The organism is Acidipila sp. EB88, assembly GCF_003858395.1.
Lineage (GTDB): Bacteria > Acidobacteriota > Terriglobia > Terriglobales > Acidobacteriaceae > EB88.
Window position 1 is genome coordinate 2,944,049 of the sequence record NZ_QWEV01000005.1, and the last position, 16,904, is coordinate 2,960,952.

Sequence of the window (16,904 nt, forward strand, 5' to 3'; positions counted from 1 at the left end):
ATCTTGCTTCCTCGCTTTCTTGATAAAAACACATTCTGTCTTGACAGTCATGGAAAAGTCCTCATACGATGGCCGCCGTTGGAAACGTTTCCAGCAAACGGCGACGTATGAAGTTTTCTTTTTGGAGGCACGATGGCCACGGCAGCTCGTAAGGCACAGGCAGGCACTGGGACCAGGGGCGCAAAGACGCTGCCGATCTCCGCTATTTTTCTCTTCAGAATGCGACCGGCAGCCATCGCTCTGCCGCTCCTGTCCATGTTGCTTGTTTCGACATCAGGGGCTGGTGCGCAATCCAGCTCTTCGTCGCTATCAGGTACGGTCACGGATGCGAGTGGTGCGGTCATCACCAACGCCAAGGTGACTGTCAAGAATGAAGCGACCAACGAAGAGCACACCATCACCACCAATGGGGCCGGGGCATATACCTTCCCGAACCTGGCGATCGGGCTTTACACCGTAACGGTCACGGCGAACGGCTTTGAGTCCACCGTGCAGCAGGGCACGCACCTCGATCCAAACATTGGCTCCCGCTACGACGCTTCGCTCAAGACAGGCAACGCCAGCACATCGGTGACCGTGCAGGCCAACGCCAACACCCTGCAGACCGAGTCGTCATCGGTCGGGCAGCTGGTCACCTCCGACCAGGTCAAGTCCATCCAGCTGAACGGCCGCAACCCGATCTACCTCTCGCAGCTGGAACCGGGTGTCGCGCGCAACTCGCCCATGTCGTCGTTCAACTTCGCTCCGGATTTCAGTGGCCCGGTGATCAACGGCGCCCGCTCCAATGAATCGCTGATCACGCTGGACGGCTCGCCGATGGTGCGTACCCGTGGCAACGGCACTCAGATCGGCGTCTCGGATGTGGACACCATCTCGCAGGTGCAGATCCTGACCACCAGCTATCCCGCGGAGTTCGGTGAAACCTCCGGCGGCCTGGTGCAACTCGTTCCAAAGAGCGGAACCAGCACCTACCATGGCTCGGCTTACGATTACCTGCGCAACTCCTTCTTCGACGCCAACACCTGGCTGCGCAACCAGTCGACGGATCCAACGATTGCCGATCATCCCGCGCCGTTCCGCTTCAACCAGTTCGGCTGGAACCTGAATGGCCCGGTGTACATCCCGGGGCACTTCAACAAGCTGAAGACCAAGCTGTTCTTCCTGGCCGGCGAAGAGTTCCTGCGCTACCGGCAAAACGCGACGCAGCAGGGCCGCGTGCCCACCGCGCTGATGCGGACCGGCGATTTCAGCGAACTGCTTGCGCCGGGCAACATCTTCTACGGCGCGCCTGTGCAGCTGAAGAACCCGGTGACCGGGCAGCCGTACGCGGGCAACGTGATCCCGGCGGCCCAACTCAGTCCAAACGGCATCGGACTGCTCAATGCATTCCCGACGCCGACCGGCCTCAGTGGCACCAACAACTGGATCGCGTCCGCACCGTATCCACAGAACCAGCGCAAGGACACGCTGGTGATCGACTATGTGCCTGCCGAAGCGCACCACATACGATTCAGTGTTCTGAGCCAGCACTACGACCAGCTGGTTCCATTCGCGGGTAACTTCAACCGCACGCCGCAGGCTTGGGACTGGCCCAACCAGGTGGGTGTGCTGCACTACACCTGGACGATCAGCCCGTCCATGGTCAACGACGCGACCTTCTCCGTGTCGGCTGATCACGTCACGATCACGACGGATACTTCCAGTGGCCTCTATAACCGTACCAACTACGGGATCAACTTCCCGTATGTCTTTCCCGCGGCCGACAAGCTGATCCAGGACAAGATTCCGACGATCAACATCCAGAACTTCACCATTCTTGATGGCGGGCCCTACCCCTCGCACTCGGGCGGCGTGATCACCAACCTTGCCGACAATCTCACCAAGGTGATTGGCACACACACGCTTACGTTTGGCGGCCTCTGGGAGCGCACCGGTGAGAACAACTTCGACCAGATCGACGTGAGCAGCACCACGCCAGGAGCCACCAACAACCAGAATGGCCAGTTCGTTTTCACCGATACACGCGCCAACCTGGCTTCTTCAGGAGCAGCGGTGGGCAACGCGGCACTGGGCCTGTTCGACAGCTACGGTGAGATCGGGCAAAAATCCTACACGCTCTTCCGCAACAACTTCTTCGCCGGCTTTGCCCAGGACCAGTGGCGCGCGAACTCCAAGACAGTGATCGAGTACGGCTTACGCTACAGCGTCATGGAGCCGTTCTACGCGCTCTGGCGGAACCAGTCGGTGTTCGATCCGACTTTCTACAATCCGTCGAACGCTGTGACCGTGAACCCCACGACCGATACGATCACCGGGGGTGATCCATACAACGGCGTCACGATCCCCGGCAGCGGCTTCCCGAGCTCGGCGCAGGGGCATGTACCTGCCAATATCTTGAGCACGTACGGCAACCTGTTCCATAACACGCCGCGAGGCTATTCGAACACGATCTTTACCGACTTCCAGCCGCGTCTTGGCTTCACCTACCAGGTGCAGCCGGGCACGGTGATCCGCGCCGGTGGTGGTCGCTTCGTGCAGCGCATTGGCATCAGCGATTCGGTGCAGCTTGGCGGCAATGCGCCGTTCCAGCCGACCACCAGCATTACCGGTGGCAGCGTGGATGACCCGGGTGGCACGGCAGCCGGGCAGTATCCGCTTGCGTTGTCCTCGCAGGCCAAGAACTTCCCGAACCCGAACGCCTGGAGCTGGAACGTGGCGGTCGAGCAGGAGATCCCGAGCTTCGGAACCTTTACCGCTGCGTACGTCGGACGTAAGGGCATCCACCTAACCCAGCTCGATAACGTGAACCAGCTTCAGCCAGGCTCGCTGCAAAGCGGCGCCGCCATTGGACAGGCAGATGCCCTCCGCCCGTACAAGGGCTTTGCCAGCATTCTGCAGGACACGAATGCGGGCAGCTCCATGTACAACGGCCTGCAGCTGAACCTGCGTCGTCGTTTGTCCAAGGGCGTGTCGTTTGGCGTGGCCTATACCTTCTCGAAGAGCATGGACTACGGCTCGAACCAGGGCTATGTTCTGCCCAACGTTTACAACGAGCGGATCAACTACGGTCCGAGCGACTTTGATATTCGTCACATTCTTGTCGTGAATTACGTGTGGAACATTCCCTACGCGGGGCAGGGTGGCAACCGGCTCATGAAGGGTGCGCTTGGCAACTGGCAGGTATCCGGAACGACCCAGGCGCAGACCGGCGAACCGTTCAGTGTTGGCACAGGCAATGACTATGCCGGTGTCGGGCAGGGCTCTGGTACGCAGCTCTGGAACCTCACGCGGCAGCCTGTGCTGAACAAGCAGTTCACCGGCGCGGCAGGTGGTGGCAATTACTTTGACCCAAGCACCTTTGCCGCACCGGCTCCGGGGACCTTTGCCGGTGCCGAAAGCCGCAACCAGATCTACAACCCGGGCTTCCAAAGCTGGAACATCGCACTGGTCAAGGCTTTCAGCGTGATTCCAAATCACGAGAACCACCAGGTCACGTTCCGCGCCGAGGCCTTCAACTTCACCAACCACCCTAACTGGGATGGGCCTGACTCCAACCCGACCGATGGCAACTTCGGCCAGGTGACACAGAAGGGCAACTCCTATGCTTCGGACCGGCAGCTGCAGTTCAGCCTGCGCTACCAGTTCTAAACACAGCAAACAACTACAGTGGGAGCAGCGGAGTCTCCGCTGCTCCCACTGTGGTGTTTGCGGGCAGGTTGCCAATCACCCTGTCCTATTCAACGAATGCGCAAGCGTACCCAGCACGAAAGGAATTCAGCATGAAGCCACACCATCGATTTCGCAGGCAGTACACACACCGCCTGGCCATGGCAGCTCTTTGTATCTCGGGGGTGGCAGTGCCGTCCCTTACGGCGCATGCCCAGGAGCACCATGAAGCGGAGCAGGCCCTGATCGATGCGCTCCCGCCGGCAGCCCGCACGGTCGTGGACCGGCTTGACATGCTGGACAAGTTCGAGGCGTCCGACTGGCGCTATCACGTGGGGGACATCCCGCACGGCGAGTCAATCACGTTGGACGACGCAAGCTGGCAGACAGTGCAGCCCAAGAGTGAAGCGCCCAAGGAAGCAGTCTGGTACCGGCGCACCATCGAGATTCCAAAAGCATTCCATGGGTACGACGCGACGGGCACACGCATCACGTTTCGCTTTCGTGCGTCAGCGCATGGAGACGTTCCGGAGATCGTGTACTTCAATGGACGACGCGTAGCCCTCGGCGCCGACCTGGAACCGATTGTGTTGACAGAGAGCGCCAAGCCCGGCGAGCGGATACTTATTGCAGTGAAGCTGCTGCAGACCGCGGGTCCGAAGACTTTCCGCGGCGCGATGCTGCATGTGGACTACCCTGCGGACCGGCCCAACCCATCCGAAGTGCGAGCGGAAGCACTCTCCGCCATGGCGCTGATTCCGTCCCTGTCGAAGGATGTGAATGCCGATAAAGCAACGGTGGAGAAGGCGTTGGCTGCGATCAACCTCAAGGCCCTGGACATGCCCGGCGCCACTGCCCGGCAACAGTTCGACACCTCGCTTCACGCCGCACAAACACAGCTTGAAGTACTGCGGCCGATGCTGCAGCAGGTTTCATTTCACGAGACGGGGAACTCGCACATCGACGCAGCGTGGCTGTGGCCTGCGACCGAGACCGTGGACGTGGTGCGGCGCACGTTCGGCACCGCGGCCCAGCTGCTCAACGAGTACCCGAAGTACACCTACACGCAGTCTGCGGCGCAGTACAACGAGTGGATGGCGAACAAGTATCCCGAGTTGAACGACCAGATCAAGCAGGACATCCAGGCTGGTCGCTGGGAGATCGTCGGCGGGATGTGGGTTGAGCCGGACCTCAACCTGCCGGATGGAGAGTCGCTGGTGCGTTCGATCCTGATCGGCAAGCGCTTCTATCAGAAAGAGTACGGCGTCGATGTGCACATCGGCTGGAACCCCGACTCGTTCGGCTATAACTGGCAGCTGCCGCAGATTTACCTGAAGTCGGGTATCGACACATTTGTCACCCAGAAGATGGAGTGGAACGACACCAACCAGTTGCCCTTCAAGCTTTTCTGGTGGCAATCACCGGATGGCAGCAAGGTGTTGACGTACTTCCCGCATGGCTATGGCAACCAGTCGATAGAACCGATCCGTCTGTCTACTGACCTCGCCACGGCGCGGAAGCAGGCGCCCGGTCTGCCGAGCGTGATGGACCTGTACGGTGTGGGCGACCATGGCGGCGGCCCCACTCGCGCGATGCTGGACGAGGGAATGGAGTGGGCAAAACCCGGCAAGGTGACACCGAACGTGCAGTTCGGCACTGCCGACTCTTACTTCAAGGAAGTGCGGCCCAAGATTGCGGATGCCTCCAAGACCTGGAACTACGCCTCCATGGGTGACGGTTACACGTACCCCGCAACGGCGGCAGACCAGGTGAGTATCCCGACCTGGAACGACGAGTTGTATCTCGAGTACCACCGCGGCGTGTACACCACGCAGGCCAAGCACAAGCTCGGTATGCGGAACAGCGAGATCGAAACGCTGGATGCCGAGAAGCTTGCCTCGCTCGCGTGGCTGGGCGGCACTCCATACCCGGCGGATACGTTCACTGACGCCTGGAAGAACATCACGTTCAACGACTTCCACGACCTCGCGGCGGGCTCAGGCATTGCCGTGATCTACCGCGATGCGCAGAAGGAGTTCGACACGGTGCGGCGCGAGACCAGCGAGATCAGCGATGGCTCGCTGAAGCAGCTTGCTGCCTCGATCAACACGAGCGGCAAGCAGGGTGTGCCGGTGCTTGTGTGGAATCCGCTGGCCTGGGAGCGCTCGGGGCTGGTCACGGTAGACGTGCAACTGCCCGAGACAACGAACGATGTGTCGGTGATTGATGCGGAAGGCAAGGTGCTGCCGTCGGAGATCATCTCGAGCAACGCCGGAACGAGCAGCTTCAAGCTGCTGGTGCGTGCCGAGAAGGTGCCTTCGCTTGGCTATGCCGTGCTGCACGTGGTGCCGGGCAAGAAGAGTTTCACGAGCGACGTGAAGGCGGACGGTCTGACGCTTGAGAACGGCATGCTGCGGGTCAAGGTTGATCCAGCTACGGGGTGCATTACCAGCCTGTATGACAAGGGCACCAGCTTTGAAACGCTGGCAGCAGGCGGCTGTGGGAACGAATTGCAGGCCTTCAAGGACACGCCCAAGGACTATGACGCGTGGAACATCGATCCGGGCACGCTCGACGTGCCGCCGACCAAGCTCAATACGGTGGAGTCGGTAAAGCTGGTCGAGAACACCCCGCTGCGTTCGGTCATCCGGATCCAGCGCAAGTGGCAGAGCTCGACATTCACGCAGGATGTTGCATTGTCTGCGGGTAGCGATCACGTGGTGGTCACGACCGATGTGGACTGGCGTGAGCGCCACATCCTTCTGAAGGCCGCGTTCCCGTTGGCGGCGACCAGCAAGAATGCCACCTACGAGATTCCTTATGGCTCGATCGAACGCCCCACCACGCGCAACAACAGCTTTGAGAAAGGCAGGTTCGAGGTGCCGGCACTGCGCTGGGCCGATGAAGGCGACGCGCAACATGGCTTCAGCCTCCTGAACAACTCCAAGTACGGCTATGACGCCGTAGGAAACGTGTTGCGCCTCTCGCTGTTGCGTTCGCCCACAAGCCCGGACGCGGAAGCCGACCAGGGCGCTCAGCACTTTACCTACGCGCTGTACCCGCACGCCGCGGATTGGAAGAAGGCCGGCACAGTCGAGCATGGGTACGAGTTCAACTACCCCATGCAGGCGATGCAGGTGGAGGCCCACGCGGGTGCGCTGCCGGCGATGCATAGCTATGCGGCTGTTGATTCGGACCACGTCGTGCTGACCGCCATGAAGAAGGCGGAAGATTCTGATGCCCTGGTGCTACGCATGTATGAGTCAGCTGGCAAAGAGGAAGCAGTCAAGGTCAAGTTGCCGCCTGGCGCATCCAGCGCAACCATCACCAACCTGATGGAGAACAAGGACGGAGCAAGTGTGCCGGTCACGGGCGACGTGGCCACCGTCTCCATTCACCCGTACGAAATCCTGTCGCTCAAGGTGACGTATACCCACAACGCTCGTTAACAGTTCCCGGGATTGCTGTGCGCAGGGTTCGGTATAGGCCCTGCGGCTGAGAGCCCGCCCTGCAGAAGGGCGGGCTTTTCTTGGCCCTGCTGACTATGTGTCCCGTCGCGTAGCTGGCTCAGCGTTGATGGGCACAGCCGCTGCATCGCTGCGCGCATGCTCCTAGTGTGGTGAGACGACACTGCCTCGCCACACGTACTCAAGTGCTTCCGGCAGTGTTTGTTGCTTCACGGCGCGGTCCACATGTGCGGCGTTTTGCGCGAACACAAACTGGTAGTGGTAGTGCTTGCGGGCGAGGGCCGACGCCATCTTCTCGTTCGCCAGTACCCAGTCATGCATGCCGTCGCGCATGACATTCGGGTTGAGAAGGTCGCGGTCCCCAACCTCGAGCCACAGGCGCAAGGGCTTGCGGGGGACATCGGCGACGAGGTGCTCGGGAAACTCCCACGCACCATGCGGAGTCGCGGAGCTTGATGGCCACTGCTGGTTGATCCAGGTGCCGGAGTAAGCAAGCACGCGGTGGTAAAGCTCAGGATGGTACCAGGCCATGATGAGGGCGGCCGCTCCGCCTGAAGATCCGCCCATGGTAGCGCGAAGATCGGGGTCGCGGGTGAGGCGAACATGGCAGCGGGCCTCCACTTCGGGGAGAATCTCATGTTCCACGAACTCGGCGTATCGACCGGACATCGTGTCGTACTCAAGCCCGCGCTCCGAGCCCTGGGCGTCTCCGCCGCCATTCGCGATGGAGATCGCGATCATGGACGGAACACGATGCGCCGCGATGAGATTGTCCAGGGTGGCGAATAGCATCGGATCGGGCCCGTCCTCGTCGATGATGAATGGCGATGCGGAGCCCGGATCATACCCTGCCGGGACATAGACCGTGATGGTGCGGGCGTAGGGAGCCGGGTGGCTGGTAGTGACAATGAGGCGGGCAGGATCATGTGGATCGGGAGTGCCGAAGGTACCTGGCGTTCGCGCGATGCCGGGATAGGCATGGCTATCTGCGGAGGAAAGTGTAAACACAATAACCTGGCCGCGAGGCGTGGCTGCATGCGCCAGCGTGTCAAGCGACGCGGGGTGTGTGGGCCCGAGCAGGAAGTTGCCATCCCTGTCTGGCGGTGGGACGCTGGTGTCGCCGAGGGTGCTGGTATGCACATAGCCGGGGCTGTGAGCGTCGCGCGTGGGAGGGTCAGGCTGCTGCGCGGAGGCAAGCGTGCACAGCACGAAGAAGGCAAGAGCGAGGCGAGTGTCAGGCATGATGTCAGGTGTCAGGCGGTCGGTGTGAGCATCGAGTAGCCAAGATACGCCAATTGTCGGCCCAATGGGCGCCCTTGCAGAGGCACAACACCTGTTCGCCTTTTTGGTCGAGATTTTTGTTCCCTTGTGTAAGCGCCAGCGTGTGAAATGACGGGGAGCATGGCTCTCGCTCCACAAGCGCAGGAAGGACTGGAATCAATGAACAAGCGACAGTTTTTGAAGGGGAGTCTTGCCTTGTCGGCGGTGGCTGCCTTGCATCGCCAGCGAGCCGGTGCGGAAGTGACCGTGCCACGCGATAATTGGGCAGGCACGTTTCATTACCATACCGATCGCGTGCTGCAGCCTCGGTCGGTGGATGAGGTGTGCCAGGCTGTGAAAAGTGTGTCCAGCGTGCGCGCCCTCGGCACCCGGCATAGCTTCAACGGCATCGCCGACTCGACCTCTGCGCAGATCAGTACTCTCGGACTTACAGATTTTCAGATCGACCCGGTGGCAAAGACGGTTACGGTGGGCAGCGGGATGAAGTATGGCGACCTCGCGAAGGCGTTGGACAAGGCCGGGTTCGCGCTCGCCAACATGGCCTCCCTGCCACATATCTCAGTCGGCGGGTCCATCGCAACAGGAACGCACGGTTCCGGGCTGCGCAACGGCAACCTGGCGACCTCGGTACGAGGCCTTGAGTTCGTCGCGGCAGACGGCAAAGTGCACACCTTGCGCAGCGATCGCGACGGCGATGCGTTCCAGGGTGCGGTGGTCGGGCTTGGATCGTTCGGTATTGTCACACACGTCACACTTGCTATCGAGCCCACTTACAACATGACACAGATCGTGTACCGGGACCTGGATTTCGCGCAGCTGGAGCACAACTTCGAAGCGATCATGAACACGGGCTACAGCACGTCCTTGTTTACGAACTGGCAGCACCACCAGGCCTGGCAGGTCTGGATCAAGCGCCGGGTCGATCAGGATGGCAGTGCGCCGCCGCCTGCAAACTTCTATGGCGCTACATTGGCAACGCAGAAGCTGCACCCTGTGCTGGGACAGGACCCGGCAAAAACAACAGAGCAGCTGAACATGGTGGGCAAGTGGTATGAACGGCTGCCGCACTTTAAGATGGAGTTCACCCCCTCCACTGGCCGCGAGATCCAGACTGAATACTTCGTTCCATTTGAATCCGCTTACCAGGCCGTACTGGCCGTGGAAAGTTTGCGCGACCAGATCACTCCGCACCTTTTTGTCACGGAACTGCGCTCGATTGCTGCAGACGACTTATGGCTCAGCATGGCATACCAGAGGCGCTCGCTTGCGATCCACTTCACCTGGAAACCAGAGTGGGATGCGGTCACGCTGCTGCTGCCGCAGATTGAAGCAAAGCTGAAGCCGTTTTCTCCACGCCCGCACTGGGCCAAGGTCAACACGCTCCGTGCCGCGCAGATCGACGGTGTCTACCCGAAGATGAGCGAGTTCAAGCAGATGAGAAAGCAGTACGATCCACAGGGGAAGTTCGTGAATAGCTACATGCGGGAGGAAGTGCTGGGCTAAGGCTGAACCCTCGGCGCTCGCCTTGCTCGCCTCAGGCATAGTTTTCCTACGCTTGAGTTGTAATGCCGCTGTGCATAGCCGCGCAGCAGTTCTGTTCTCCGTACGGTTCGGCGGGATGCATGATCTCCAGGGCTGCGCAGGCAGCACCTGCAGCCGAGCGAGAGCGCCGAGCGCTTATGGTTTGGCATGAGTTCGGTCGCGGCTGCGAGCTTCGTTGACTGCGATGTTCCGGAATGAAGCCGGGGTGATTCCTCGAGAAGGACTCCAAGTGCGTCAGGCAAGGAGGCAAACGATGCGTGTGATGGTGCTGGTGAAAGCGACTGAGGAGAGCGAACGCGGAACTCTGCCTTCCGCAGCGCTGCTCGAGGCAATGGGCGCTTACAACGAGGAGCTGCAAGCCGCCGGCATACTGCGCGCAGCTGACGGCCTCAAGCCGACATCGCAGGGGAAGCGCATCGCCTTCGATGGTGCAGAGCGGGCAGTCATTGATGGGCCTTTCGATGTGACCCGCGAGCTGGTTGCCGGGTACTGGCTTTGGGAAGTCAGGGACATGGATGAAGCCGTTGCGTGGGTAAAACGTTGTCCGAATCCCATGACCGGGCCGAGCGAGATCGAGATACGGCCCCTGTACGACCTCGCTGATTTTCTGTAATGCGCAGGGGGTTGTAAGTCCTTAGGGAATCGTTCGTTGCTGATGGGCTGGCACTGTTGAGAAAGCCGGCACCGCCGCTAGGCGCAGGCTGCTTTAACGCGCTACAGTGTTTGCCTATGACCAAATGGTTCCTGTTCGCTGTAATCCTGTTTATGAGCATTGATGCGAAGGCGCAGGAGTATTCCCTGACGTTTCCCGTGATGCCGCTCCACGACCCGTTCATTCTTGCTGACCAGGCATCGAAAACGTACTTTCTCTACACCTCGAATGTTCCCGCACTTACAGGCGAGAAGCGACGCGGCACGATGGCGTACGAAAGCAAAGACCTGCAGCACTGGTCAAAGCCTGTGGTTGTCTTTACACCACCTGATACCTTCTGGGCGCACGATGGCGCGTGGGCTCCCGAGGTTCATGCGTATCATGGGCGCTGGTATCTCTTCACCACCCTGCACAACGAGGCGAACCCGATCCCGCAGGCGGCGCCAGTCGGCCATGCGACGTACATGCGCGGCACCATCATCGCGGTGGCACAAAGCCCTGCCGGACCGTTTCTTCCGCTCAAGCAGGACGGACCCGTGCCGCCGGCCGACTTCATGACGCTGGATGGAACGCTCTACATCGACCATACCCAAAAACCGTGGATGGTGTATGCGCACGAGTGGCTGCAGAAGGGCGATGGAACGATGGAGGCAGTTCCCCTTACGCCTGATCTGAGTGGAGCTTCCGGGCCGCCGATCCATCTCTTCAAGGGTTCTGACGCTCCATGGTTGAATGCAGAGATCGTTCCAAGCGCGCGCAGCTCGGTCTACATCACGGATGGTCCTGAACTCTTCCGAACGAAGGACAACCACCTGCTCATGCTGTGGTCGAGCTACGAACATGCGCATGACGTGACCGACGCCGGCAGCAGCTATGTAGAAACGGTCGCCCGGTCACGGTCAGGAGAGATCCAGGGACCGTGGGAGCAACTCGAGCCATTGGTCCGAGGAGACAGCGGCCATGGCATGCTGTTTCATACCTTCGACGGTCGCCTCATGCTGGTGTTGCATCATCCGTTCCGCAACGCGCGTGGAAAGATCTTTGAAGTCAGCGACAGGGGCGACCACCTCGCGATCGTGCGCGAACGAATCGACCTGGATGGTGGGGCAAAGTAAGACAGGCGATTTGCGAGAATCGCCTGGCATGCCACGCGCTTCCCCGTGCTAAGAGCGAGAAGCCACGGGCGCAAGCATTGACAGCAAAGCAAAGTGGGACCTGTGACCGCCGAGCCATACTGCGGGCTAGCAGACCTGGGTGAGCCTGGTCACTGCAGCACTGGCTCGTGACAAGGCGTACGCGCGCCGCCCCGTGGCGAACTACTTAGGCAAATCGGGCCTAAAGCACGCCGTGCGCCCCCTGTGTGGGCGACTGTGCGGTATTGGCATAGTTGGGGTTGAACGGTACAGCCTCGATCCAGTTCTTCTTGGTGCCATCAGGCACCAGGGTGCCGTGGCTTTCTATGTATTGTGTGGCCTGGGACATCGTCATGCAGGTAGCACCGAACGACTGCAGATTTTGAAAGAGTGTTTGCCAGGAGGCGAGGCTGAACTCATCGACGCCGTGTGAGTAGATCCCCATCACGCCGCCGACCGCGCCCATTCCCTCCACGATCGCGGCCGCCGAGGAGGTTGGCTTGGTGGCGTCGAAGCCGGACGGAATCCAGATAGAAGCCAGGTCGTAGATGTCCAGGTTGGATAGCAGCCAGCTGCCATTTGGATTTTCGTTCGCATCCAGGATGCTGTTGCGGTTTGCTGCAAAGCCCGCATCGCGTACGTGGTTTTCCACTGTTTCGCTGGACGAACTGAAGGGTGTCGCGAAGGAAGTCGGGGTGTATCCCGGCATGTTCGCCTCGATATCGGCAAGCGATCCTTCTACCTCGTAGGTCAGGTAATCGCTGGTTGCTGCCGCAACATATGGCTGCAGAATGTTGACTCCCGTGACAGCGGCAAGCTCAGCAGGGGTGAAGTAGTTCTGATTCAGCAAGGGAACGCATGAGTAGTGCGTGTTTTGCTGGACCACCGAGCAGACATCGATCATGCCGTTGTATGTGTTGGATATGTCGACGTCGAGATCAGGCGTGGTCGAACCATTAAGAAATGTCTGGAGGCGTCCCACAGGCTGGTTGACGTTCATGGTTGCCGTGCTGGCGGTGCCCGTGTACTGGATGGTGACAACCATGGGATTGGCCAGGTCGCCGTGGCTGCGAGTATGCGCAACGATCTCGGTGCCCGCCTTCTGCATGCCGATGATTGTCTGCCAATCCGTCGGGGTCACCAGCTTCGTGTTGAGAGCATAGCTGAGCTTGCATCCGTACTGCTGGGCAAGGGTCGCGACGGATTGCGCGACGCCCAGGTTGATGTAGTCGTCGATGAAGGGAACGATGATGAGGGGAGCTGCTCGCTGCGTGAAGGCAGGGCTGGTGTTCACATTGGTGCCGTCGTCGGTCACGTCAATGTACGTGCTGACGAGCGAAGCTTCAGGATTGGGCAGGAGGATCGAGTGCGAGACAGTGAGTGGGTACGAGCTGTAGTTGCGAATCACCGCCTCCTGGGCATTTCCCGTGGAATTCCCGGTGATGGTGGAGCCTGTGATTGTGCTGGCTGCCGTGGTGCCGTATACCTCGAACGCTCCGTCGTAGTTCCCGCTGAGGATGGAATTGGACACCACCATGCCGCTGCCGCCGCCTATGCCAATGCCGGTTTCGTTGTAAAGACCCTTGCTGCTGCTGACAACCTGGGTCCCACCCTCCGCGCGCAGCCCCTCGTACTGCGCGCCCTGGAAGAGCACGTTGGTGATGGTCTGCGTGCCGGAGGCAGAGGACTCGATGTCGATGGCGGTGTAGTTGGGATTGACGAAGGCCAGCCCGCTCAGCGTGGTGCCGGAGACGCTGGCGATCATGACGGCGGAGTCGCGCTGCGCTGCTTCAATGCCGGGGGCCTTATATGCTGTGCCGGGATTGCCGGTGGAATAGACAAAAAGATAGGTGCCATCGAAGTACCACTGCGTAGGTGCGAGTACCGCACTCTGCGTGGCTACCTGCCGTCCGAGAACGGTGTTGAACCACACCTGCTCCGGAGCATAGCTGCCCACAAGCACCTTCCATACATTGGTACTCCCGCCTGCTGCCCAGCCAGTGGTGTACACGTTGGCGCCACTGATGATGGGGCGTGCACCAGAACCATAGCTGGTGAACGTGAGGTTGTTTACTTTGGGCAACAGTTGCTCCCGCCAGGTGCCACCGGCGAGAAAAGCAATGGTGTCGCCGGACTGGAAGGAGTGCGCATTGACGTGCGCAACGGTCTTCCAGGGAGTGGACTGCGTGGTGCCGGGCGCGCTGTCGTTGCCGCTCGGGCTGACGTAGTATGTGGTGGCTAGGGCAGGTGTCGCTGCCAGGAGACCAAGAGCTTGGATAAGAGTGAAGGCAGAACGCATCGCGAGGACCTCAGAAAGGATGTGGCTGCGGCAGGGCAGCGCAGCAAGATCGACTTGGCGCAGCAAAATGAATATGTGGAGCGATCACCGGAAAGCTGATCAGGAACGGTCTAGGGCCGTTTCGTTACCGGAGGAACGACATAGAGGATGTTGTTGGCAAGGACCGTGGTGATCTCGTTCTGTATGCCGCTGCCGTTGGCATTTCCGTAGAGCCCGCCGTAGGGGAGTAATTCACTTTCAGGCGTCGCGGTATAGATATCGAGGTCAGTGCATCCGTAGTCCATGACGTAGTAGCCGTAGGTCTGCATCGCGGTGAGGATGCGCAGGGCGGGGCGGCTGAGCCCGAGGCTCGATAGATCCAGGGCTGGGTCGAGCTGAATGACGCCGCCGTAAGGAACGAGTCCCGTGTTCATGACCCCTGAGCCTGTGCACGGCTTCACGCTGGTGAGGATGCCGTAGTCCCGAGCAGTTGCCGGATAGACGCGTCCCGCCCAGGGTCGGCTGATAGAGCCGCCGATAGCATGCAGGATGGGGCCGCTATCGGACGTGGATTCGCCAGGCATCGTCAGCAGTGGGAGCTCTGCAACGCGCGCAGCAACGGAGCCTCCGTAGTCCCCAAGGGAGTCGAGCGAGGCGGGATCGCCGGCGTAGAGGGCGTCTGGAAATTTGGTTGCGGGGTCGACGGTTGTTTTGTAAGCGCTTACAAAGGAGCGCAGCTGTGGATCGACAAAGACGACGTGTTCATCCCCGGCGGGGAGCGAAGGCAGGTACGATGCCCAGTTCCCGGGAATGCGGAATGGGATGGTTCGGTAAGTGCCGGGCTGGCCGGGCCAGTCGCTGGTGATCACAGCGGGCAGCGAGTCAGCCTGTGCCGGCGCTATGCCGAAGCCAATGCCATCCCCTCCCTGGTTCGTGTTGACCTGGATCGACTGGATATAGCCGCGCGGCAACGGCACCCGTGGCCACGCTGCGGGAATCTTATGGTAGTACGGTGCGTCGCCGGAAAACTGCATGCTAAAGGGAGCGCCGGCGGATGCTAGGGTGGGCCCCCATTGCCCAGGGATGAGCGAAGGCAGGAGCGTCGAGATATCGTTCAACGGATCAGCGGCGACGTCATACCCGAAGTTGAGATACATCGCGGCAACCTGCTGCCGGGTCGCGGACTCAGCCGGCGTCAGCCCATCGCCGGGCGTGGCGGTTTGAGAAAGGATTGTGGAGAGCTCCTTCGGCTGTGAGCTCGATTGCAAAGGCGCGGTCAGTGCCGCGCTGAAGTCAGCGTCCGCGGTGGGTACGACGATAAGGTCGATCATGCTGGAACTGGCAGATAGCGAGCCTCCCACGTAAGAGACAGCCTGTAACTGGTGCGCGCCTGGCGCGACGACCCGCGACGACAGGTGCTGCACCTCGCTGCCTGCCCGCTCGAACGCCGCTCCATCCAAGCACAGGTACGTAGTGGCTCCTGCAGGGGCGCCGGCAATCGAAAGCGTGACCCCGCCAGAGACCGTAGCAGGGCTGACGAGTCCCAGTATCTGCAGGGACGAGGCGCCGCTCGCACTCGGATGCGCCACAGCGGCTTCTTCGCAGCTTAGCTGGGCAAACACGATGTTGGCTCGGAACCCAAAGCATGCCGAAAGCAGCAGGGTGCCAACGAGAGCGACACTGAAGGCGCAGCGACGCGCCAGGCGAGGGGGGATCCGCATGAACAAGCGCGGCAGCGGTGTCTCAAGACGCATCTTCGATCTCCAGTGAAACGCGCTGGCCGCCGGCGGCGGTCGCGGTCTGACGGCGGACATCCAGTGAGGCGTAAAGGGCTCCAAGTGCGTGGTCAGTCTCCGCGATGCTGCACTGTGCCTCTACAGTGCGGCGGCCGTTTTCAGCGAGAGAGTACGCGAAAACAGGGCTCCGCAGCAAGCGAATGAGCGCGGTGGCAAGCGCCTCAGCATCGCCTGGCGGTACTAACAAGCCGTTGTATTCGCTGGTAACTACATCGGGGATGCCGCCAACAGGCGTAGTGATGACGGGAAGGCTGTGGCTCATGGCCTCGAGCAGCGCCATCGGCACTCCCTCGTTATGGCTGGGGAGGCAAAAGATGCTGGCCTGCGCGTAGAGCTCTGCAAGGTGAGTATGGTCCACCCATCCAAGCAGATGGACCTGGCTTGCAATGCCGAGCTTCGCAGCATGCGCTCGTGCTTCCGGGAGTGCACCATGGCCAGCGAACCAGAACTCGACGGATGGATGCTCGGCCAGTACGACGGCCGCTGCGTCGAGCAGGGTCAGAAAGCCTTTGCGGGCCTCGAGTTTGCCGGCAAACAGTACGCGGCAGTGTTCCGCGCCCTGCGGGGGTGGCTCGGGCGCAATCCGCACCGGGTTGGGAATCACCACGATCTCCGTGCGCGGGAGGTGGCGGCGCAGAATAGCAGCCCAGGCCGGGGAGAGCGCAATGACGCGATCCGCAGCGTTGAACGCGCACTTCCATGCCCACGCTGGGGTCTTCTGAAAGAGAGATTCCTCGCTACCCGCGTGTACGTGCAGGATCAGCGGCTTGCGCATGAGCTTCGCCATCAGGATCAAGGGAAGCTTGCGCAGGAGGCTGATCTCGCCGGCGAGATGCAAGTGCACGAGAGTCGCGCTGCTAAGGGCGCGAGGCGCGCGTAGATAGGCATTGATCGCGGCACGTACCTTGCGGACTGCGTTGCGATCGTCGTAGGTAGGAAAGAGCCGGCAGCGCATGCGCCGCCACGTCTCGGTAGTCTGGTGCATGCGCACCACCGAGTCGATGCCGCCGCGACCGCCGTGACCTGGAGCGATCACAAGAACCGTTGGCACATCGCTGCTTGCTCGTCGGCCAAGCAGTGGCTCATCAG

Annotated in this window: 9 protein-coding genes; 5 read left to right on the top strand and 4 right to left on the bottom strand. The window is 60.7% G+C overall.

All coding sequences use genetic code 11. The annotated features are described in order from the left end of the window. Positions 1-132: 132 nt before the first annotated feature. On the top strand, positions 133-3,648 hold the full coding sequence (locus D1Y84_RS12750; RefSeq protein WP_233581386.1) for a carboxypeptidase regulatory-like domain-containing protein: 3,516 nt from the start codon (positions 133-135) through the stop codon (positions 3,646-3,648). Positions 3,649-3,779: 131 nt separating this feature from the next. After that, a complete protein-coding gene (locus D1Y84_RS12755) occupies positions 3,780-7,115 on the top strand; it encodes a glycoside hydrolase family 38 C-terminal domain-containing protein (protein WP_233581387.1) in 3,336 nt (1,111 codons plus the stop codon). Positions 7,116-7,277: 162 nt separating this feature from the next. On the opposite strand, the gene D1Y84_RS12760 is transcribed toward D1Y84_RS12755, so the two are convergent. Further along, positions 7,278-8,375 (bottom strand): esterase family protein, encoded by a 1,098-nt coding sequence (locus D1Y84_RS12760; protein ID WP_124849039.1) that lies wholly within the window; start codon positions 8,373-8,375, stop codon positions 7,278-7,280. A gap of 198 nt (positions 8,376-8,573) precedes the next feature. Between D1Y84_RS12760 and D1Y84_RS12765 the strand changes: the two genes are divergently transcribed. The 3 genes from D1Y84_RS12765 to D1Y84_RS12775 all read left to right on the top strand — a co-directional run bounded on the left by D1Y84_RS12765 (position 8,574) and on the right by D1Y84_RS12775 (position 11,723). Next, positions 8,574-9,917, top strand: coding sequence for an FAD-binding protein (locus D1Y84_RS12765; protein ID WP_124849040.1), 1,344 nt, complete (start codon positions 8,574-8,576; stop codon positions 9,915-9,917). A gap of 301 nt (positions 9,918-10,218) precedes the next feature. Further along, positions 10,219-10,569, top strand: coding sequence for a YciI family protein (locus D1Y84_RS12770; protein WP_233581577.1), 351 nt, complete (start codon positions 10,219-10,221; stop codon positions 10,567-10,569). Positions 10,570-10,685: 116 nt separating this feature from the next. Beyond that, positions 10,686-11,723 carry a glycoside hydrolase family 43 protein gene (locus D1Y84_RS12775; protein WP_124849042.1) on the top strand — a complete coding sequence of 346 codons (1,038 nt, stop codon included), beginning with the start codon at positions 10,686-10,688 and terminating at the stop codon, positions 11,721-11,723. 220 nt (positions 11,724-11,943) lie between these two features. On the opposite strand, the gene D1Y84_RS12780 is transcribed toward D1Y84_RS12775, so the two are convergent. The 3 genes from D1Y84_RS12780 to D1Y84_RS12790 all read right to left on the bottom strand — a co-directional run bounded on the left by D1Y84_RS12780 (position 11,944) and on the right by D1Y84_RS12790 (position 16,866). Next, on the bottom strand, positions 11,944-14,040 hold the full coding sequence (locus tag D1Y84_RS12780) for a right-handed parallel beta-helix repeat-containing protein (protein ID WP_124849043.1): 2,097 nt from the start codon (positions 14,038-14,040) through the stop codon (positions 11,944-11,946). 110 nt (positions 14,041-14,150) lie between these two features. Next, a complete protein-coding gene (locus D1Y84_RS12785) occupies positions 14,151-15,773 on the bottom strand; it encodes a hypothetical protein (protein WP_124849044.1) in 1,623 nt (540 codons plus the stop codon). Next, positions 15,763-16,866 carry a glycosyltransferase family 4 protein gene (locus D1Y84_RS12790; RefSeq protein WP_158615460.1) on the bottom strand — a complete coding sequence of 368 codons (1,104 nt, stop codon included), beginning with the start codon at positions 16,864-16,866 and terminating at the stop codon, positions 15,763-15,765. The genes D1Y84_RS12785 and D1Y84_RS12790 overlap by 11 nt, the downstream gene beginning before the upstream one ends. Positions 16,867-16,904 lie beyond the last annotated feature (38 nt).